We start from the raw sequence: 18,327 nt of genomic DNA on the forward strand, positions 1-18,327 counted from the left end.
TAGGTCACGGTGACAAGCGAACGGAACCCCTTGTCCGGATACCGGTTCCACGGACACCGTCCGGGGACCGGGCGCAGGGGCGCGGCGGGGGCCGGGCGGGATCAGTCCATCGGCCTCTTCAGGCGCGCCACGAACTTGTAGCGGTCGCCGCGGTAGACCGAGCGCACCCATTCCACCGGCTGGCCGGTGCGGTCCTGGGAGTGCCGGGAGAGCAGCAGCATGGGCAGGCCGACGTCGGTGCCGAGCAGCCCGGCCTCGCGGGGGGTGGCCAGCGAGGTCTCGATGGTCTCCTCGGCCTCGGCGAGATGGACGTCGTAGACCTCGGCGAGGGCGGTGTAGAGCGAGGTGTACTTGACCAGGCTGCGGCGCAGCGCGGGGAAGCGCTTGGCCGAAAGGTGCGTGGTCTCGATGGCCATGGGCTCGCCGTTGGCCATGCGCAGCCGCTCGATGCGCAGCACCCGGCCGCCCGCGGTGATGTCGAGCAGGGCGGCGAGCCGGTCGTCGGCGGTGATGTACCCGATGTCCAGCAGCTGAGAGGTCGGTTCCAGTCCTTGGGCGCGCATGTCCTCGGTGTAGGAGGTCAGTTGCAGCGCCTGGGAGACCTTCGGCTTGGCGACGAAGGTGCCTTTGCCCTGGATGCGTTCGAGCCGGCCCTCGACGACGAGTTCCTGGAGCGCCTGGCGCACGGTCGTGCGGGAGGTGTCGAACTCGGCGGCCAGGGTCCGCTCGGGCGGTACGGGCGTGCCGGGCGCCTGCGTCTGGGTCATGTCGAGCAGGTGCTTCTTCAGGCGGTAGTACTTGGGCACGCGCGCGGTACGGACGGTCGCCCCACCCTCGTTCTCCGCACTGCTGACGTCGGTGCTCATGCTCTGCCTTCCCGGCTCCAGTGCCGAAGCGACCGACTCCCGTCGGCCACGGCTCACATCGTGGCACGGCTTCTTGTGACGGGTGGCACCCGCACGCTCCGTGATCTCCTCTGTATACCGCCGTGACCCCCGCTGGTCTAGTCCATCGCCCGTCCCCGGCCCGGGTGGTCCACGCGAACAGGCGCGCGACCGGGGGGAAGTGACGGCCGGTGGTCCAGTGGAGCGGAGACGTCCGTTTGACCGCATGAGCAATGAAAGGTCCCTGCATATCGCGGTCCCATAACGGAGCACCTGAGCAGGTCGGCGCACCCTTGACAGCCCTATTGGTCTGGGCCAAGCTCCCCGTACTGGTCTACACCATTGGTCCAGGTCCCGGCCCCATGGGCGGTGTGCGCTGACGCTTCCGACTGTCGCTCAACCGCGGGGAGGCAGGGGGGTTTGTGGCATCCCTGAGGAGGGTGGCGTGAAGCGCAAGCTTGTTGCCGCGATCGGTATCGCGGGAATGATGGTCTCCATCGCGGCCTGTGGCGGCAGTGACGACGACAAGGGGGGCTCGAACGGTGCGGACGCCAAGGAGCTGACCGTCTGGCTCACCGTCGACGCGCAGAACAACTGGCCGGACCTGGTCAAGGCCGCCGACGACGCGGTGGCGAAGAAGCACCCGGGGCTGAAGGTCAAGCACGAGTACTACGGCTGGCCGGACAAGAACACCAAGCTCGACGCGGTGCTCGCCACCGACAAGGCCCCCGACGTGGTCGAGATGGGCAACACCGAGATGCTCGGCTACATGGTCAAGGGCGCCTTCGCCCCGCTGGACGCGTCGAAGTTCGACAACTCCTCCGGGTGGCTGGACGGCCTCAAGGCCTCCGTGACGTACGAGGGCAAGACCTACGGTGTGCCCTACTACGCCGGTGGCCGCGTCGCCAACTGGCGCAAGGACATCTTCGCGCAGTCCGATGTGAAGACCACGCCGAAGACCTACCAGGAACTGATCGCCGACCTGGACAAGGTGCAGAAGAAGCAGGGCGACAAGTTCAGCGCCTGGTACCAGCCCAGCCGTGACTGGTACGCCGCCATGTCCTTCGTCTACGACGCCGGCGGCTCCATCGCCAAGGAGGACGGCGGCCAGTGGAAGGCCAACCTCTCCTCGCCGGAGTCCCTGAAGGGCCTGAACGACTACAAGGCCGTCCTGGACAAGTACATGCACGGTGACAAGACCAAGGACGAGGCCGACCGGCCCATCGTCTACGGCCAGGGCAAGTCCGGCATGATCTTCGCCGCCGCCTGGGAGGGCGCGACCGCCGCCGACCCGAAGAACGACAAGGTCGGCAAGCTCGCCGACAAGGTCGAGAACTTCGTGATGCCCGGCCCGTCCGGCAAGAACATGCCGGTCTTCCTCGGCGGTTCGGACCTCGCCGTCCCGGTCAAGTCCAAGGCGCAGGCCGTCGCCGCCGAGTGGATCAACGCCTTCACCGGCACCGCCGGCCAGAAGGGCCTGATCGCCAAGGGCAACCTGCCCAACAACAAGACCGACCTCGCGACGCTGAAGAGCGACCCGAAGACGGCGGTCCCGGCCACCGCGGCCGAGTCCAGCTGGTTCGTCCCGATGGCGCCGGGCTGGGGCCAGGTCGAGAAGGCCCAGGTGTTGCAGACCATGCTCCAGAGCATCGGCACCGGCAAGAAGTCGGTCGAGGACGCCGCCAAGGAGGCGGACGCCGCGATCGACAAGGTCATCAACACCAAGTGACCTGAGCGCAGGGCCCTGCCGCGGGCGGGGCCCTGCTTCTCGCACGGCCGTCTCACGGGGCCCGCTCCCCGTACGGCCGTGCCGGGCTTTGCCTTGCTTCGCCTTCGTACCACCTGACGGCCGCTGAGGAGCGCGCGATGAGTGCCGCAGACACGACCACCCCTGCCAAGGTGCCGCCACCGCGGCAGGCGCCGCCACCCGCCGCTGCGGACCGGCCCCGCAGAAACCGGACGTCGGGCGGCGCGGCGACCCCATGGCTGCTGCTCGCCCCCTGTCTGCTGATCCTGGCCCTGGTCATGGCCTACCCGCTGGTGCGGCTGGTCACGCTGTCCTTCCAGAAGTTCGGGCAGCCGCAGCTGTGGGGCTTCCAGGGGGCCGACTGGGTCGGGTTCTCCAACTTCACCAAGGTGCTCAGCGACGACGAGTTCTGGTCGGTCGTCGTGCGCACCATCGTCTTCGCCGCCGGCTGCGTGATCCTCACCATGGTCATCGGCATGGCGCTCGCCCTGCTCCAGCAGCGGGTCTCCGGCTGGGTCAAGACGCTGATCAACATCGCGCTGGTGGCGAGCTGGGGCATGCCCGTCATCGTGGCCACCACCGTCTTCAAGTGGCTCTTCGACTCCGACTACGGCATCCTCAACGCGCTGCTGAGCAAGCTGCCCGGAGTCGAGCTGATCGGCCACAACTGGTTCGCCAGCGGCCCCCAGGGCCTCGCGGTGATCATGCTCCTGGTGGTCTGGGGCGCCGTGCCCTTCGTCGTCATCACGCTCAGCGCCGGTCTGACGCAGGTGCCCAAGGAGATGGAGGAGGCTGCCCGGCTCGACGGCGCCGGCGCCTGGGGTGTCTTCCGCTATGTCACCCTGCCCATCCTCAAGCCGGTCCTCGTGATGCTCACGACCCTGTCGGTCATCTGGGACATGGGTGTCTTCCCGCAGGTGTTCGTCATGCGCGGCGGCCACCCCGAGGCCGAGTTCCAGATCCTCAACACCTACTCCTACGACCGCGCCTTCGTGGTCAACGACTACGCGCAGGGCTCGGCGATCGCCCTGATCACCGTGCTGCTGCTGCTGGGCGTGGTCGCCGTGTACATGCGCCAGATGCTGAAGATCGGAGAGGTCGAATGAGCACCCTGAGCGGCACGAGCACCGCCGCCCCCGCGGTCCGCCGCCGCCGGGCGCCGAAGCTCGGCTGGAACCTGCTCGGCCTCCTGGTCTTCGTCGTCCTGGGCTTCCCGCTCTACTGGATGCTCAACACCGCGTTCAAGCCGGCCAAGGACGCCATCGACCCGGACCCGAGCCTGCTGCCCACCGGCTTCACCACGGCCAACTTCAAGCGCGCCCTGGAGGTCTCCGACTTCTGGGGCCCGGTCGGGCGCAGCCTGATCGTGTCCCTGGTCGTCGTGGGCGTCGGCATCGTGGTCGGCACGCTGGCCGCGCTCGCCATCTCCCGGTTCGCCTTCCGGGGCCGCAAGATCGTGATCGTGGGCATCCTCGCGGTGCAGATGGTGCCGCTGGTCGCCATGATCATCCCGATCTTCCTGCTGCTGAACGACCTGGGTCAGTACGACAAGCTGACCGGTCTGATCATCACGTATCTGACCTTCGTGCTCCCCTTCACGGTGTGGACGCTGCGCGGTTTCATCGTCAACATCCCCAAGGAACTCGAAGAAGCCGCCATGGTCGACGGCTGCACCCGCACCGGCGCCTTCGTCCGTGTGGTCTTCCCGCTGCTCGCCCCCGGCATGGTCGCCACCTCGGTCTACGGCTTCATCCAGGCCTGGAACGAGTACCTCTACGCCCTGATGCTGATGAGCCAGCAGAACCAGACCGCCACGGTCTGGCTCGGTAACTTCACCACCAAGAACGGCACCGAATACGCCCCGATGATGGCCGGAGCCACCATGATGGCGGTGCCCATCGTCGTTCTGTTCCTCCTCGTACAGCGCAAGATGGCCGCGGGCCTGACCGCGGGCGCCGTGAAGGGATAACGCCACCCGATGACGACATTCGCCGGCGGTGCCACCGCCTCCAACGCGGCGAGCGACCGTCTCGCCCGCGACGCGCTGACCGTCCTCCAGCCCGGCTTCACCGGGACCACGGCCCCCGACTGGCTGCTGCGCCGGCTCGGCGAAGGACTGGCCTCGGTCGGTCTGTTCGGCCGCAACGTCGCCACCGCAGAGCAGCTGACCGCCCTCACCGCCCGGTTGCGCGCCGAGCGCGAGGACGTCCTCGTCGCCATCGATGAGGAGGGCGGCGACGTCACGCGCCTGGAGGTGCGCACCGGCTCCAGCTTCCCCGGCAACCACGCGCTCGGCGCGGTGGACGACGTGGAGCTGACCGAGGACGTCGCCCGCGAACTCGGCCGGCGGCTCGCCGAGTGCGGCGTCAACTTCGACTGGGCGCCCTCGGCGGACGTCAACTCCAACCCGGGCAACCCGGTCATCGGCGTCCGCTCCTTCGGCGCCTCCACCGACCTGGTCGCCCGGCACACCGCCGCCTACGTCCGCGGACTCCAGGCCGCGGGCGTCGCCGCCTGCACCAAGCACTTCCCCGGGCACGGTGACACCGCGGTCGACTCGCACCACGCGCTGCCCCGCATCGACGTGGACGCCGAGGTGCTCCAGGCACGCGACCTGGTGCCGTTCCGCGCGGCCGTGGCCGCCGGGACCAAGGCCGTGATGAGCGCGCACATCCTGGTGCCTGCCCTGGAGCCGGACCTTCCGGCAACGTTGTCCAGGCGGGTGCTCACCGAACTGCTGCGCGGCGAACTGGGCTACGACGGCCTGATCGTCACCGACGCCGTGGAGATGAAGGCCATCGCCGACACCTACGGCATCGAGCGGGGCAGTGTCCTCGCCGTCGCCGCGGGTGCCGACGCGATCTGCGTGGGCGGCGGCCTCGCGGACGAGGAGACCGTCGACCGGCTGCGGGACGCCCTGGTCGGCGCGGTCCGCTCCGGCGACCTGCCCGAGGAGCGGCTCGCCGACGCCGCCGCACGGGTCCGTGCCCTCGCCCGCTGGACCGCCGAGGCGGCGGCCACCGGCGCCGCCGTCGTCGCCGACCCCGAGGTCGGTCTGCGCGCGGCCCGCCGGGCCCAGCGGGTCACCGTCGCGGAAACGTTCACTCCGCTCGACCGCGCGCCCTACGTCGCCGCCTTCACCCCGGTCGCCAACATCGCGGTCGGCGACGAGACCCCCTGGGGCGTGGCCGCCGAACTGTCCCGGCTCCTGCCCGGCACGGAGACCGGCAGCTTCAGCGGCGACGACGCCGGACAGGCGGCCCTGCGGGCGGCCGGCGACCGGCGTGTGGTGGCGGTGGTCCGCGACGAGCACCGCCATCCCTGGATGGCCGCCGCCCTGGACACGCTGATCGCGGCCCGCCCCGACACGATCGTCGTCGAGATGGGCGTCCCGCAGGCCACCCCCCGGGGCGCCCTCCACATCGCCACCCACGGCGCCGCCCGCGTCTGCGGTCTGGCGGCGGCGGAGATCATCGCCGGGAAGTAGCCCGCACCGCACCCGCACAGGCGCCGGTCACCCCCTGGGGACCGGCGCCTTCGGGCATCCCGCCCGGCACGGGAGACGTCGGCACAGCCGACACAGCCGACACAGGGGACACCGAGGCGGCGCGGGACACGGCGACGGCACGGGTACGGCAAAGGCACGGGTACGGCAAAGGCGCCGGTCGCTCTCACCGGGCGCCGGCGCCTCGCGCACCTCGTCCGCGCACGGCCGGAGCGGGCCGCGCGGGACGGAGGGAGGAGAAAGGGGAGGAGAAGGGGAGGGGGAGAGGCCCTAGATCCCCTGCCAGTCCGGCTTGTTGGCGTAGGTGTGGCGGAAGTAGTCGGCGAGCTTCAGCTTGGAGGCGGCGGCCTCGTCGACGACCACGGTGGCGTGCGGGTGGAGTTGCAGGGCCGAGGCCGGGCAGACCGCGGCGACCGGGCCCTCGACGGTCGCGGCGACCGCGTCCGCCTTGCCCTCACCGGTGGCCAGCAGCACCAGGTGCCGGGCCTCCAGGATCGTGCCGATGCCCTGGGTGATGACGTGGTGCGGGACCTGCTCGACGTCGCCGTCGAAGAAGCGCGCGTTGTCCACCCGGGTCTGCTCGGTCAGCGTCTTGATGCGCGTCCGCGAGGCGAGCGAGGAGCACGGCTCGTTGAACCCGATGTGCCCGTCCGTGCCGATGCCGAGCAGCTGGAGGTCGACCCCTCCGGCCGCGGCCAGCGCACCGTCGTACGCCTCGCAGGCCCCCTGCACGTCCTCGGCGGTGCCGTCCGGCCCGAAGAACGCCTCCATGCCGATCCCCAGCGGCTCCAGCACCTCCCGGCGCAGGACGGACCGGTAGGACTCCGGGTGGTCGGCGGGCAGCCCCACGTACTCGTCGAGCTGCGCGATCCGTGCCCGGGAGGTGTCCGCGGCACCGGAAGCAACCTTGGCCGCCAGCGCCTCGTAGATGGGCAGCGGAGTAGAACCCGTGGCCACGCCGAGCAGGGCGTCGGGCTTCCGCCGCAGCAGCTGCGCCATGGCCTCGGCGATGAGCTCGCCGCCCGCCCTGGCATCCGGAACGATGACAACTTCCACGCTGGGCCTGCCGATCTGAGGAGAGCCGAGAAGGGGACCGGACCCGGAAAGGAGGGGTCGTGTGGTTTAGACCAATCTAGCAGAATCGGGGTCCCGGGACCCGGCCCGCGCGATCATCGGTCCTTCACCACGGACACCGCGCCCGCGCGCCCGCCACCACCCCGCGAACCGCCCGCCGCGGCCTCGTCACCCGTCTCCTCTCTACCCCTCCGCCCCCTGTCCCGCCACCCCCTGCGCCCCCTGTCTCCTTCTCTCCTATGTGTCCATGCCTCTCCTATGCGTTCCCGCGCTCCTCGCCTTCCTGAGCTTTCCGGGCTTCCCGCCGTCCCCTCAGGTGAGCGAACCCCCTGTCGCATCCACCCAACTTCCCGTCACCCACCGTCCCCCGTCCGAGACGAGGAAGGCCACCACGTCCGCCACGTCCGCCGGTGCGCCGACCCGGCCGAGCGCGGATATCGCCGCCGCCCGGTCCCAGCCGCCCGGTGTGCCGTGCAGGAGGCCGGCCGTGTTGTCGGTGTCGATGATCCCGGGCGCGACCGAGTTGACCGTGATGCCGCGGGGGCCCAGCAGCTTGGACAGGTCCCGGGTGAACACGTCGAGCGCGGCCTTGGTCATGGCATAGGCCACCTTGTCCGGCATCACCGCCGTACGCGCGAGGCCGGAGGAGACATTGACGATCCGGCCGCCGTCGCGCAGCCGGTGGAGGCCGTGGCGCACGAGGAAGAACGGCGCCTTGGTGTTCACCGCGAAGACCTGGTCGTACTCCTTCTCCTCGATCTCCTCCAGTGGCTGTGACGTCCCGATCCCGGCGTTGTTCACCAGGATGTCCAGACCGTCCGCGTGCCGGTCGAACTCCGCCCACAGCGCCTCGGCGTCGCCGGGGCCGCCCAGCTCGGCGCCGATCGCGAACGCCGATCCGCCGGCCGCCTCGATCGCCGCGACCGTGTCCTCGGCCGCCGCCGCGCTCCTGCCGTAGTGCACCGCGACACGCGCGCCGTCCCGGGCCAGCCGCTCGGCCACGCCCCGCCCGATGCCCCTGCCGGCCCCGGTGACCAGCGCGGTGCGGCCCGCGAGCGCGCCTGTCCGTCCGGTCGCGCCGGTCCGCTTGTCCGTTCCCATGGCGCCCATGTCAGGCCCCCTCGCATTTCCCTAGCAGTCGCTACAGAAAGACCGTACAACAGCCCGCTGACAGTTCTCTAGTGGCCGCTATAAAATCACTCCATGGAGGCACAGCAGGAGAAAGAAGCGCAGGTCGGCGGAGAGCAGGAGCGCGTGCCCGCCACCAGGCGCCGTGGCCGCCCGCGTTCGTTCGACCGGGCGACCGCCCTGGAGAAGGCCGTCCTCGCCTTCTGGGAGAACGGGTACGAGGGCACCTCCGTCTCCGATCTCACCCGGGTCATGGGCATCGGCGCCCCCAGCCTGTACGCGGCCTTCGGCGACAAGCAGGCGCTCTTCGCCGAAGTGGTGCGCGACTACGGCGAGCGGTACGGCTCCTTCGGCGAACGCGCCCTGGCCGAGGAGCCCACGGCGCGCGCCGCCGTCGAACGGATGCTGCGCGAGGCGGCGGCCGAGTACACCGCGCCGGGCCGCCCGCACGGCTGCCTGGTCATCCACGCGGCCGCGAACTGCACGACCCCGGAGGTGGAGGAGTCCCTGCGGGCCCGGCGCAACGAGAACATCGCCGCGTTCGAGAGCCGGATACGAGCCGATGTCGCTGCCGGGGAGCTGCCGGCCGACACCGACACCGGCGCACTCGCCCGGTACGTCGGCGCACTGGTCCAGGGCATGTCCCAGCAGGCGCGCGACGGCGCACGCCGTGAGGAGCTGGAGGCGGTCGCGGAAATTGCCCTGGCCGTCTGGCCCCGCCGCTGAGCCGCGCGGGCTAGGCTGCTGCCTGGTGAGCGCCCGGTGCCCGGCGGGACCGGCCGGTCCTGTACGGCCGTTCGATCACGCCGTTCGATGAAGAAAGCACAACGAACAGCTGCCCGCTCATGGACAGGCCCAAGTGGTCTAGTCCACAATCGAGGGGGATCCCGGACCGCGGACCGCGCGACCCGTCCGTGCACACGAGGTGAACACACGAACCTCCGTTCTCCCCGCACAGGAGGACGGACCGAGGAACCGGTGCTCTCTGCCCTGACTGCTCCGGCTCCTCATCCTTCGGCCGACCGGGACCGCACACCCCACGGCCGATATTGCTCCGGGCTGCGGTGCCGGGAGGGCTGAGGGTCCCTCCCAGGCGCCGCGGCCCGCGGGTGTCTCCGGGGGCCTGACCGCCGTCCCTCCGCCCCAGCCGAGCCCCGGGCCGCCTCGCCCCGCCGGGTGTTTCAGGACCGTACAAACGCCCGGGTACGCTCGCAGGCGTGCCCTCCATGAACGAACTCGTACGCCAGCACACCGCCCTCGACGACTCCGATCTCGAATGGCTCCATCTGCTGGTCTCGGAGTGGCAGCTGCTCTCCGACCTCTCCTTCGCCGACCTGGTGCTGTGGGTCCCGACGCTGGACGGCACCCGCTATGTGTCCGTCGCCCAGATGCGGCCCAACACCGGGCCGACCTCGTACCAGGACGACATGGTCGGCCACCTCGTGCCGCGGGGCCGCCGCCCGATGCTGGACGCGGCGCTCGACGAGGGGCGCATCGTCCGCGAGGGCGATCCGGAGTGGCGCGAGGAGGTGCCGGTGCGCGTGGAGTCCATCCCGGTGCGGCGCGAGGGGCGCGTCCTCGGTGTCATCGCGCGCAACACCAACCTGCTCACCGTGCGCACCCCCAGCCGGCTCGAACTGACGTATCTCCAGAGCGCCTCCGACCTGGCCCAGATGATCGCGGCGGGCTCCTTCCCCTTCCCCGACCAGCAGGTCGACATGGACGCCTCGCCGCGCGTGGGGGACGGGCTGATCCGGCTGGACGCGGACGGCGTGGTCACCTACGCCTCGCCGAACGCGCTGTCCGCCTACCACCGCCTCGGTCTCGCCGCCGACCTCGTCGGCCACCACCTCGGCGAGGCCACCGCCGAACTCGCCCCCTCCCGCGCGCCGGTGGACGAGGCGCTGGTGAAACTGGCGAGCGGCTGGGCCCCGCGTGAGTTCGAGATCGAGGCCAGTGACGGGGTGATCCAGTTCCGGGCCATTCCGCTCAAGCCCAAGGGCACCCGCATCGGTTCCCTGGTCCTGTGCCGCGACGTCACCGAACTGCGCCGCCGCGAACGCGAGTTGATCACCAAGGACGCGACGATCCGGGAGATCCACCACCGGGTCAAGAACAATCTCCAGACGGTGGCGGCGCTGCTGCGGCTCCAGGCCCGGCGCATCGACTCCGAGCGCGGCCGGGAGGCCCTGGAGGAGGCGGTCCGCCGGGTCGGTTCGATCGCCATCGTGCATGAGACGCTGTCTCAGAACCTGGACGAGCGGGTGGAGTTCGACGAGATCGCCGACCGGGTGCTGGCGATGGTCGCCGAGATCTCGCCCGGCAAGGTCACCGGCCGGCGCAGCGGGCGGTTCGGGATCCTGGACGCCGAGGTCGCCACCCCGCTCTCGATGGTGCTGACCGAAGTCCTCCAGAACGCGCTGGAGCACGGGTTCCGCCAGGACGACACCGGCACCGTCGAGGTCTCCGCGGTCCGCGGCGGCAGCACGCGCGAGGGCCGGCTGCTGGTGACGGTCCAGGACGACGGTGTGGGGCTGCCCGAGGGGTTCGACCCGCACCGTTCCGGAAACCTGGGCCTCCAGATCGTGCGGACCCTGGTCGAGGGCGAGTTGGGCGGCACCTTCGACATGGTCCCGGCCCCGGAGCGCGGCACGCGCGTCCTGCTCGACATCCCGGTGGGGACCGCCAAGTAGGCGTCGTGGCCGTCACGGTGACGGCGCCCCGGTCCCTGGCGCGGCAACTCGGGTCCCCGGCGTGGCAGTCCGGGTCCCCGGCGCAGCAAAGAGCCCCGGACCGTGATCGGTCCGGGGCCAGTCGCTCGTTGCTGCCCCATCAGGTGGGGTACCCCTGCTCGAAGAGCTCGGGGAGCATCGGTGGTACTGCGCGCTGCGGCTCGGGTGCGGGGGATGCGTACGCGCTGTACGCGCCGCCAAGCTCAGGCTGTCAGCGGGGTGGCTGTGGTCAGGCGGAGGCCTGACGGGCCCGGTTGCGAGCGGCGCGGCGCTTCATCGCGCGGCGCTCGTCCTCGCTGAGACCACCCCAGACGCCGGAGTCCTGGCCGGACTCGAGCGCCCACTGCAGGCACTGCTCCATAACCGGGCAGCGACGGCAGACGGCCTTGGCTTCCTCGATCTGCAGCAGCGCAGGACCGGTGTTGCCGATGGGGAAGAAGAGCTCGGGGTCTTCCTCGCGGCAAACGGCGTTGTGACGCCAGTCCATGGCTGCTACCTCTCCTTGGTATTACGTGCAAGTTGCTTGTGAATGTGAACGCTTTCACGAATCCCTCAACAAGTGAAGGGCCGATCGTCAGGTTTCCCTGGCGTGGTCCTGTGGATTGAAGAGGGGTTCCGGCGATCTCCGGGGCCCGGTGTGTTGGGCCGTCCCGATCGCCATGTAGAGATTCGCAAACCTCGGCGGCGGATACAACCCCTTCCGGAAACTTTTTTTGGATTCCTCGGTGTCGACTAGGTCACAGCCGTACTTCCATGGGGTGGATCCTGGCCTAAACGTTCGAGTGAAAGGACTTTGGGCCCTTCCACTCACACAATCACACGCAGTGCACGGCGTACGCCTGTGAACGTCACGCTCGTACGCAGCCCCAGATGGTCACCGTCCATCTGGAGGGGGAGCGGCGCCTTCGAATGCAAGGTGAAGCTGCTCAGGTCGTGCAGTGACAGGGCGTGCCTGCCCTGCGGTCCGCGCTCGGGGGACGAAGTGAGCAACTGGGTGCCGTACCGGGCGACCGCGGCCGTGGACAGTCGGCTGAGTCCGAGCACGTCGAGGCCGGTGTCGAAGGACGCCCGGGGCGAGGTGTACATCGGGCGATTGCCCAGGTAGGTCCACGGCGAGGTGTTCGACACTATCGCCACCACCAGATCGGCGACCGGGTCCTCGCCGGGCCGCTCCAGGGTGATCGCACCGTGCCGCCGGTTCGGCTCGCCGAAGAACTGGCGCAGCACCTGCCGTACGTACAGCGCGTGCGTGGACTTCTTGCCGCGCTCGCGCTGCTGTTCGACGCGGCCGACCACGCCCGCGTCGAAGCCCAGTCCGGCGTTGAAGGTGAACCAGCGCTCGGGGACCGCCGCGTCGTCGGTGCCCGGCGTCCCGGACGCCAGTCCCAGGCCGACCGTGCGTTCGCTGCCCTCGCGCAGGGCGTCCAGGATCGCGCCGGTCGCCTCGACGGCGTCGTTGGGCAGTCCCAGGGCGCGGGCGAAGACATTGGTGGACCCGCCGGGCACCACCGCGAGGCGGGGCAGGCGCTCGGGGTCGGGGCCCCGGTGCAGCAGTCCGTTCACGACCTCGTTGACGGTGCCGTCGCCGCCGAGGGCGACGACCAGGTCGATGTCCTCGCTGTCGGCGGCCTGCCGGCCCAGGTCGCGGGCGTGGCCGCGGTACTCGGTGGTCACCGCGTCCAGTTTCATCTCGCTGGCGAGCGCGTGGATCAGGACGTCGCGCGTACGTGCGCTTGTGGTGGTAGCCGCCGGATTGACCACGAGAAGTGCACGCATGGTCAGCAGCGTACCTACTGAGGAGTACTCGGCCCAGGCCGAGGTAGGGATCGGGTAAGAGGGGAGGGCGTGAGCCTGGACACGGTCCGGTGCGCGGCGAGGGCTACCCTTCTGGGGTGAGCAGCGAGCAGAACCCCTCCACCGGCACCACGGACGCACCCTCCGGCCCGCGCCCGCGACGGCTGACCGCCGCGGCGGCGCTGTGCGCGCTGGAGGGCCTGGCCCTGCTCGTCGGCGGCGTCTGGATGCTGGTCCTCGGTCTCACGGGCGGGCACGACCGGCAGCAGGCCGTCACGGGCGGGATCACCGTCCTGGCGCTCGCGCTGCTGCCGCTGCTGGCGGCCCGGGGGCTGCTGCTGCGGCGCAGCTGGAGCCGGGGGCCCGCGCTCATCACTCAGATCATGGCGCTGCCCGTCGCCTACAGCCTGCTCCAGGCCGACAGCGTGGCCGTCCCGGCGGGCGTCGCCCTCGCCGCCGTGGCCGTGGCCTCCCTGGTCCTGCTGGTCCACCCGGCGACGACCCGGGCCCTCGGCATCAGGGGACCGGGCCGTGCCCAGGAGAGCGGCCAGCGGTAACCGCGCGCCCCGGCGGGCCGCACCGGCGAGCTCCGGTCACTCCTCCACCAGCAGCTTCTCCCGGAGCTGGGCCAGCGTGCGGGCCAGCAGCCGCGAGACGTGCATCTGCGAGATGCCGACCTCCTGCGCGATCTGCGACTGGGTCATGTTGCCGAAGAAGCGCAGCAGCAGGATGCGCTTCTCGCGCGGCGGCAGATCCTCCAGCAGCGGCTTCAGCGACTCGCGGTACTCCACGCCCTCCAGCGCCTCGTCCTCGGCGCCGAGTGTGTCGGCGACCGCCGGGGACTCGTCGTCGGTGTCGGGGACGTCCAGGGACAGCGTGGAGTAGGCGTTGGCCGACTCCAGGCCCTCCAGGACCTCCTCCTCGGAGATGGCCAGCTTCTCGGCCAGTTCGTGCACTGTGGGAGAGCGGCCGTGCAGCTGGGACAGCTCGGCCGTCGCCGTGGTGAGCGAGAGCCGCAGCTCCTGGAGCCGGCGCGGCACGCGCACCGCCCAGCCCTTGTCCCGGAAGTGCCGCTTGATCTCGCCGACGACCGTCGGGGTCGCGTACGTGGAGAACTCCACGCCGCGGTCCGGGTCGAAGCGGTCGACCGACTTGATCAGCCCGATCGTGGCGACCTGGGTGAGGTCGTCCAGCGGCTCGCCGCGGTTGCGGAAGCGGCGCGCGAGGTGCTCGACGAGGGGCAGGTGCATCCGGACCAGCTGGTTGCGCAGCTCCGCGTACTGCGGGCTGCCGTCCGGCAGCGCGCGCAGCTCGATGAACATCGCGCGTGCGCCGCTGCGGTCGTGCGGGTCGTGCTGCGCCCCGCGCACGCGCGGAGCGCCCTGCGCGGTGTCCTCGGAGTCCCGCTCGTGCTCGCTCATCGTCCCGCCCGTCGCCCTTCCCCGAGCCCGTGCCTCCTCTCCCGCCCTCGGCCGCTGCGACCGGGCGGACCGGGCGGACGGGGCGGAGGAGTCCCCGCGCGCGGAGGCGTCGCTCCGCGCGGCGCCGTCCCGCTCCCGCGGCTCGGCGTCCAGGGCCCCCGTCTCCGCGGTGCCGTCCTCCGGGTGCGGCCTGGCCTGCTCGGGGATGCCGTCGATGCCGCCCGCCGGCCGTGCGGGCTCCGCCGGAGCGCCCTGGGCGCCCTGGACGCTCCTGTTGCGCTTTCCGGCCGCGTCGGCGCGAGGCGGGGTCCCGCCCTCGGTCGGCAGCCCCCGTGTGCCGCGTTCTTCGTCCCGCACCGGCCCGTCCCCGTTCCTCACGCCGGCCCGGGTCCCGCGCCGCGCTGTTTGTAGAGGCTGATCGAAACGGTCTTGTCCTCGTCCACGGCGGAGGAGACCTTGCCCGCCAGGGCCGACAGGACGGTCCAGGCGAAGGTGTCCCGCGAGGGGGCGTGACCGTCCGTGGTCGGGGCCGAGACGGTGACCTCCAGCGAGTCGTCGACCAGCCGGAAGACGCAGCTGAGCACCGAGCCGGGCACGGCCTGCTGGAGCAGGATCGCGCAGGCCTCGTCCACCGCGATGCGCAGGTCCTCGATCTCGTCGAGGGTGAAGTCCAAACGGGCCGCCAGGCCGGCCGTGGCCGTCCGCAGCACCGACAGGTAGGCACCCGCAGCCGGCAGCCGGACTTCCACGAAGTCCTGGTTCGCCGCGGGCTCGCCTGCGATCTGGGACACCCTCACCTCCAAGGTGGTACAAGCTCTCTAGGGCCGAGGGTCGCCCCCCGGGGCACACGATTCATGGTCCAGCGGTGACGCTACCGCGCTCACGGCGCTCGTGTTCCGGGACCCCGACCCCTTCCTGTCACTCATAGTAAACATACGGATACGCTCCGTGGCTAGGGGTTGGGCGCATCCAAATAGGAACAACGCGCGCCGGGTTGACGTACCCACACGTCAGACGGTCGAACCGTCGGGAAACCCGGTCACACCAGGACGTGGTCCACGAAGCACCAGCGCCAGTCCTCCCCGGGTTCGAAGGTCCGCATCACCGGGTGCCCGGTGTCCTTGTGGTGCGTCGTGGCGTGCTGGCCCGGCGACGAGTCGCAGCATCCCACGTGGCCACAGGTCAGGCAGAGCCGCAACTGCACCGGGTGTGTGCCGTCCCGCAGGCACTCGGGGCACGTCTCGCTTCGGGGCTCGGGCTCCGGATACGGCAGCGCGTCGGCGTGCGTGCACTGTTTCATGATTGCCAGATTACGACTTCCGCGCGGAGGACCGCGCGGAAGAGCCGGGCGGGACGACACGATGGGCGGGCGAGGACGATGGACGTGATGCCGCTGCTTCTGCTGGTGGCGGGCAGCGCCGCGGTGGCCGGGGCCGCCCGGCGCACCCCCGTGCCGGCTCCGCTGCTGCTGGTCGCCGCAGGACTCGCGATCTCCTACGTGCCCGGCGTGCCGGACTACACGCTCGACCCGGAGGTGGTCCTGCCGCTGCTGCTGCCCCCGCTGCTGTACACGTCCGCCGCGGACAGCTCCTACCTGGACCTGCGGGCGCAGCTGAGACCGGTGGCCCTGCTCTCGGTCGGCTACGTGCTCTTCGCGACCTTCGTGGTCGGCTGGGCCGCCTACCGGATCGTGCCGGGGCTGCCGCTGACGGCCGCGCTGGTGCTGGGTGCCGTGGTGGCCCCGCCGGACGCGGTCGCGGCGACGGCGGTGGCCCGCCGCGTCGGACTGCCCTCCCGGATCACCACCATCCTCCAGGGCGAGTCCCTGCTCAACGACGCCACCGCGATCACCGCCTACAAGGTGGCCCTCGCCGCGGCCGTCGGCGAGGGCGCGACCTGGTCGGGCGGGACGGAGGAGTTCCTCGTGGCGGCGGTCGGCGGGGTCGGCATCGGACTGGTGCTGATGGCGCCGCTGCACTGGCTGCGCACCCACCTGAAGGAGGCACTGCTCCAGAACACCCTCTCCCTGCTGATCCCGTTCGTCGCCTACGGCGTCGCCGAACAGGTGCACGCCTCCGGTGTCCTCGCGGTGGTCACCGTCGCCCTCTACCTCGGCCACCGCGCCTGGGAGGTCGACTTCGCGACCCGCCTCCAGGAGGAGGCCGTGTGGAAGATGGTCGCCTTCGTCCTGGAGTCGGCGGTGTTCGCCCTCATCGGACTGCAACTGCCCGTCGTCCTGCGCGGCCTGGAGAAGTACTCCGGGGCCGAGGCCGCCTGGTACGCGATCGCCGTGTTCCTGGTGGTGGTGGCCGCCCGGTTCGTATGGGTGTTCCCGGCGACGTTCCTGCCGCGACTGCTGTCCCGGCGGGTGCGCGAGCGGGAGGAGAACCCCACCTGGAAGGGGGCGGTGATCACCTCCTGGGCCGGGATGCGGGGCGTGGTGTCCCTGGCCATCGCCTTCTCCATCCCCCTCACGGTGCACGGCGGCGAGCCCTTCCCGCAGCGCAACCTGCTGCTCTTCCTGACCTTCACGACGGTCATCGGCACCCTGGTGGTGCAGGGCCTGACCCTGCCGCCGCTCATCCACCTGCTGAAGTTCCCCGGCCCCGACCCGCAGGCCGCCACCCTCGCCGAGGCGAACGCCCAGGCCCAGGCGTCCCGGGTCGCCGAGGAACGCCTGGAGGAACTGCTCGCCGACGAGCGCAACACCCTGCCGCCGCCCCTCGCCGACCGGCTCCGCTCGGTCCTGGAACGCCGCCGCAACGCCGTGTGGGAGCGCCTCGGCCAGACCAACCCGGTCACCGGTGAATCGGTCGACGACACCTACCGCAGGCTCTCCCGGGACATGATCGGCGCCGAGCGCGCCGTCTTCGTGCACCTGCGCGACGGCCGCTACATCGACGACGAGATGCTGCGCACCCTGCTGCGCAGGCTGGACCTGGAGGAGGCCGCCGCCTACCGGGAAGCCGCGTAGCGGCGGGAAGCGTTCCCCGGGGCGGTGCCCCGGGGCGCTGTCCCGGTCCGACCGGCCGCTCCGCTATGGCGGGAACGGCCGTCCTGTCACCACGGCGGCGATCGTCGTCCCGCGCGCGAAGGCGCCCTCCTCGGCCAGGGTGACCAGGGCGTAGAGCAGCTTGGCGACGTACAGGCGCTCGACGGGAAGGCCGTGCCGGTGGGTGAAGTCGTCGGCGAAGGCGTGGAGTTCGGGGGTGGTGCGGGCGTAGCCGCCGAAGTGGAAGCGGTCGTCGAGGGACCAGGCGCCGCGGCGGCCGCCGAAGGCCCTCTCCTGGAGGCCGAGCACCTCGGCGGCCAGGAAGCCGCCCTTGAGGACCGGTATCCCCAGTGCCCGGCAGCCGTCGGGCAGCCCGGCGGCCAGTCCGGCCAGGGTGCCCCCGGTGCCGCAGGCCACACCCACGACACCGGCCCGGCCCGCCAGCTCCGCGCCCAGGGCGGTGCAGCCGCGCACCGCCAGGGTGTTGCTGCCGCCCTCGGGCACCACATGGGCGTCCTCGGCACCGACCGCGCGGAGTACGGCGGCGAGCGTCGCGGGTTCCGCCTTGCGCCGGTACGCGGACCGCTCGACGAAGTGCAGCCGCATGCCGTCGGCGGCGCACCGGGCCAGGGAGTCGTTGAGCGGCCGGTCCGCCAGCTCCTGACCGCGCACCACGCCCACCGTGGGCACCCCCAGCAGCCGTCCGGCCGCCGCGGTCGCCCGCAGATGGTTGGACCAGGCACCGCCGAAGGTCACGATCGTCCGGCCCGCCGCCGCGCGCAGGTTCGGCGCGAGCTTGCGCCACTTGTTGCCGGTCAGCTCCGGGTGGATCAGATCGTCGCGCTTCAGCAGCAGGCGCAGTCCGCGCCGGCCGAACCGCTCGTCGCTCAGCTCCTGTACGGGGGACGGGAGCACGGGGGAGAGGGCGGCGGGGCCGGTGGGAGTGGCGGGGCCGGTGGGGTCAGGGACGGCGGAGCTAGGCACCGGACCATTGTCCCCGGTGTCCGCCGGAGCGCGGGAAATGCCCGTGCCGTACGGAATTCCGGCCCG

At 71.3% G+C, this 18,327-nt stretch carries 17 protein-coding genes; 8 read left to right on the top strand and 9 right to left on the bottom strand.

Features of this window, described 5'->3' with window-relative positions; translation table 11 throughout:
• Positions 1–101: 101 nt before the first annotated feature.
• The gene (locus tag B086_RS0136260; protein WP_018571345.1) at positions 102–866 is read right to left on the bottom strand and encodes a GntR family transcriptional regulator; all 765 of its coding nucleotides are present in this window, start codon (positions 864–866) and stop codon (positions 102–104) included.
• 463 nt (positions 867–1,329) lie between these two features.
• Between B086_RS0136260 and B086_RS0136265 the strand changes: the two genes are divergently transcribed.
• From B086_RS0136265 to B086_RS0136280, 4 genes are all read left to right on the top strand, one after another.
• On the top strand, positions 1,330–2,613 hold the full coding sequence (locus B086_RS0136265) for an extracellular solute-binding protein (protein ID WP_018571346.1): 1,284 nt from the start codon (positions 1,330–1,332) through the stop codon (positions 2,611–2,613).
• Positions 2,614–2,750: 137 nt separating this feature from the next.
• Positions 2,751–3,737: a carbohydrate ABC transporter permease gene (locus B086_RS0136270; protein ID WP_018571347.1), complete on the top strand. Its 987-nt coding sequence runs from the start codon at positions 2,751–2,753 to the stop codon at positions 3,735–3,737.
• Positions 3,734–4,600, top strand: a complete 867-nt coding sequence (locus tag B086_RS0136275; RefSeq protein WP_018571348.1) for a carbohydrate ABC transporter permease — start codon at positions 3,734–3,736, stop codon at positions 4,598–4,600. The genes B086_RS0136270 and B086_RS0136275 overlap by 4 nt, the downstream gene beginning before the upstream one ends.
• A gap of 9 nt (positions 4,601–4,609) precedes the next feature.
• A complete protein-coding gene (locus tag B086_RS0136280; protein ID WP_018571349.1) occupies positions 4,610–6,118 on the top strand; it encodes a glycoside hydrolase family 3 protein in 1,509 nt (502 codons plus the stop codon).
• A gap of 288 nt (positions 6,119–6,406) precedes the next feature.
• Here the strand turns inward: B086_RS0136280 and nagB are convergent, their stop codons facing one another.
• Positions 6,407–7,192, bottom strand: a complete 786-nt coding sequence (gene nagB, locus B086_RS0136285; protein WP_026253143.1) for a glucosamine-6-phosphate deaminase — start codon at positions 7,190–7,192, stop codon at positions 6,407–6,409.
• Between the two features lie 330 nt (positions 7,193–7,522).
• Positions 7,523–8,320 (bottom strand): SDR family oxidoreductase, encoded by a 798-nt coding sequence (locus B086_RS0136290; protein ID WP_018571351.1) that lies wholly within the window; start codon positions 8,318–8,320, stop codon positions 7,523–7,525.
• 93 nt (positions 8,321–8,413) lie between these two features.
• On the opposite strand from B086_RS0136290, the gene B086_RS0136295 reads away from it, so the two are divergent.
• Both B086_RS0136295 and B086_RS0136300 read left to right on the top strand, forming a co-directional pair.
• Complete coding sequence (locus B086_RS0136295) at positions 8,414–9,064, top strand: TetR/AcrR family transcriptional regulator (protein ID WP_026253145.1); 651 nt, start codon at positions 8,414–8,416, stop codon at positions 9,062–9,064.
• A 500-nt stretch (positions 9,065–9,564) separates the two neighbouring features.
• A complete protein-coding gene (locus B086_RS0136300; protein ID WP_026253146.1) occupies positions 9,565–11,031 on the top strand; it encodes a sensor histidine kinase in 1,467 nt (488 codons plus the stop codon).
• Positions 11,032–11,299: 268 nt separating this feature from the next.
• Here B086_RS0136300 and B086_RS0136305 read toward each other — a convergent pair whose 3' ends face one another.
• A complete protein-coding gene (locus B086_RS0136305) occupies positions 11,300–11,557 on the bottom strand; it encodes a WhiB family transcriptional regulator (protein WP_016639615.1) in 258 nt (85 codons plus the stop codon).
• 320 nt (positions 11,558–11,877) lie between these two features.
• Positions 11,878–12,846: a diacylglycerol/lipid kinase family protein gene (locus B086_RS0136310; protein ID WP_026253147.1), complete on the bottom strand. Its 969-nt coding sequence runs from the start codon at positions 12,844–12,846 to the stop codon at positions 11,878–11,880.
• 116 nt (positions 12,847–12,962) lie between these two features.
• Here B086_RS0136310 and B086_RS0136315 point away from each other — a divergent pair, with 116 nt between their 5' ends.
• The gene (locus B086_RS0136315) at positions 12,963–13,421 is read left to right on the top strand and encodes a hypothetical protein (RefSeq protein WP_018571355.1); all 459 of its coding nucleotides are present in this window, start codon (positions 12,963–12,965) and stop codon (positions 13,419–13,421) included.
• Positions 13,422–13,457: 36 nt separating this feature from the next.
• On the opposite strand, the gene B086_RS0136320 is transcribed toward B086_RS0136315, so the two are convergent.
• The 3 genes from B086_RS0136320 to B086_RS0136330 all read right to left on the bottom strand — a co-directional run bounded on the left by B086_RS0136320 (position 13,458) and on the right by B086_RS0136330 (position 15,585).
• Positions 13,458–14,642 (bottom strand): RNA polymerase sigma factor SigF, encoded by a 1,185-nt coding sequence (locus B086_RS0136320; protein WP_018571356.1) that lies wholly within the window; start codon positions 14,640–14,642, stop codon positions 13,458–13,460.
• Between the two features lie 17 nt (positions 14,643–14,659).
• Positions 14,660–15,076, bottom strand: coding sequence for an anti-sigma regulatory factor (locus B086_RS0136325; protein ID WP_009190566.1), 417 nt, complete (start codon positions 15,074–15,076; stop codon positions 14,660–14,662).
• A gap of 248 nt (positions 15,077–15,324) precedes the next feature.
• A complete protein-coding gene (locus B086_RS0136330; RefSeq protein WP_018571357.1) occupies positions 15,325–15,585 on the bottom strand; it encodes a UBP-type zinc finger domain-containing protein in 261 nt (86 codons plus the stop codon).
• Between the two features lie 78 nt (positions 15,586–15,663).
• Between B086_RS0136330 and B086_RS0136335 the strand changes: the two genes are divergently transcribed.
• Positions 15,664–17,259 (top strand): Na+/H+ antiporter, encoded by a 1,596-nt coding sequence (locus tag B086_RS0136335; protein WP_018571358.1) that lies wholly within the window; start codon positions 15,664–15,666, stop codon positions 17,257–17,259.
• Positions 17,260–17,322: 63 nt separating this feature from the next.
• Here the strand turns inward: B086_RS0136335 and B086_RS0136340 are convergent, their stop codons facing one another.
• Complete coding sequence (locus tag B086_RS0136340; protein ID WP_018571359.1) at positions 17,323–18,261, bottom strand: 1-aminocyclopropane-1-carboxylate deaminase/D-cysteine desulfhydrase; 939 nt, start codon at positions 18,259–18,261, stop codon at positions 17,323–17,325.
• Between the last annotated feature and the right edge of the window lie 66 nt (positions 18,262–18,327).

The sequence above is a fragment of the Streptomyces sp. PsTaAH-124 genome, from assembly GCF_000373685.1.
Classification (GTDB): domain Bacteria; phylum Actinomycetota; class Actinomycetes; order Streptomycetales; family Streptomycetaceae; genus Streptomyces; species Streptomyces andamanensis.

Excerpts from the sequence above, each read along its gene's own strand:
- B086_RS0136260 (WP_018571345.1), bottom strand. The coding sequence starts at position 866 with ATGAGCACCGACGTCAGCAGTGCGGAGAACGAGGGTGGGGCGACCGTC.
- B086_RS0136295 (WP_026253145.1), top strand. The coding sequence starts at position 8,414 with ATGGAGGCACAGCAGGAGAAAGAAGCGCAGGTCGGCGGAGAGCAGGAG.
- B086_RS0136335 (WP_018571358.1), top strand. The coding sequence starts at position 15,664 with ATGGACGTGATGCCGCTGCTTCTGCTGGTGGCGGGCAGCGCCGCGGTG.
- B086_RS0136310 (WP_026253147.1), bottom strand. The coding sequence starts at position 12,846 with ATGCGTGCACTTCTCGTGGTCAATCCGGCGGCTACCACCACAAGCGCA.
- B086_RS0136275 (WP_018571348.1), top strand. The coding sequence starts at position 3,734 with ATGAGCACCCTGAGCGGCACGAGCACCGCCGCCCCCGCGGTCCGCCGC.
- B086_RS0136280 (WP_018571349.1), top strand. The coding sequence starts at position 4,610 with ATGACGACATTCGCCGGCGGTGCCACCGCCTCCAACGCGGCGAGCGAC.
- B086_RS0136300 (WP_026253146.1), top strand. The coding sequence starts at position 9,565 with ATGAACGAACTCGTACGCCAGCACACCGCCCTCGACGACTCCGATCTC.
- B086_RS0136305 (WP_016639615.1), bottom strand. The coding sequence starts at position 11,557 with ATGGACTGGCGTCACAACGCCGTTTGCCGCGAGGAAGACCCCGAGCTC.
- B086_RS0136290 (WP_018571351.1), bottom strand. The coding sequence starts at position 8,320 with ATGGGCGCCATGGGAACGGACAAGCGGACCGGCGCGACCGGACGGACA.
- B086_RS0136270 (WP_018571347.1), top strand. The coding sequence starts at position 2,751 with ATGAGTGCCGCAGACACGACCACCCCTGCCAAGGTGCCGCCACCGCGG.
- B086_RS0136330 (WP_018571357.1), bottom strand. The coding sequence starts at position 15,585 with ATGAAACAGTGCACGCACGCCGACGCGCTGCCGTATCCGGAGCCCGAG.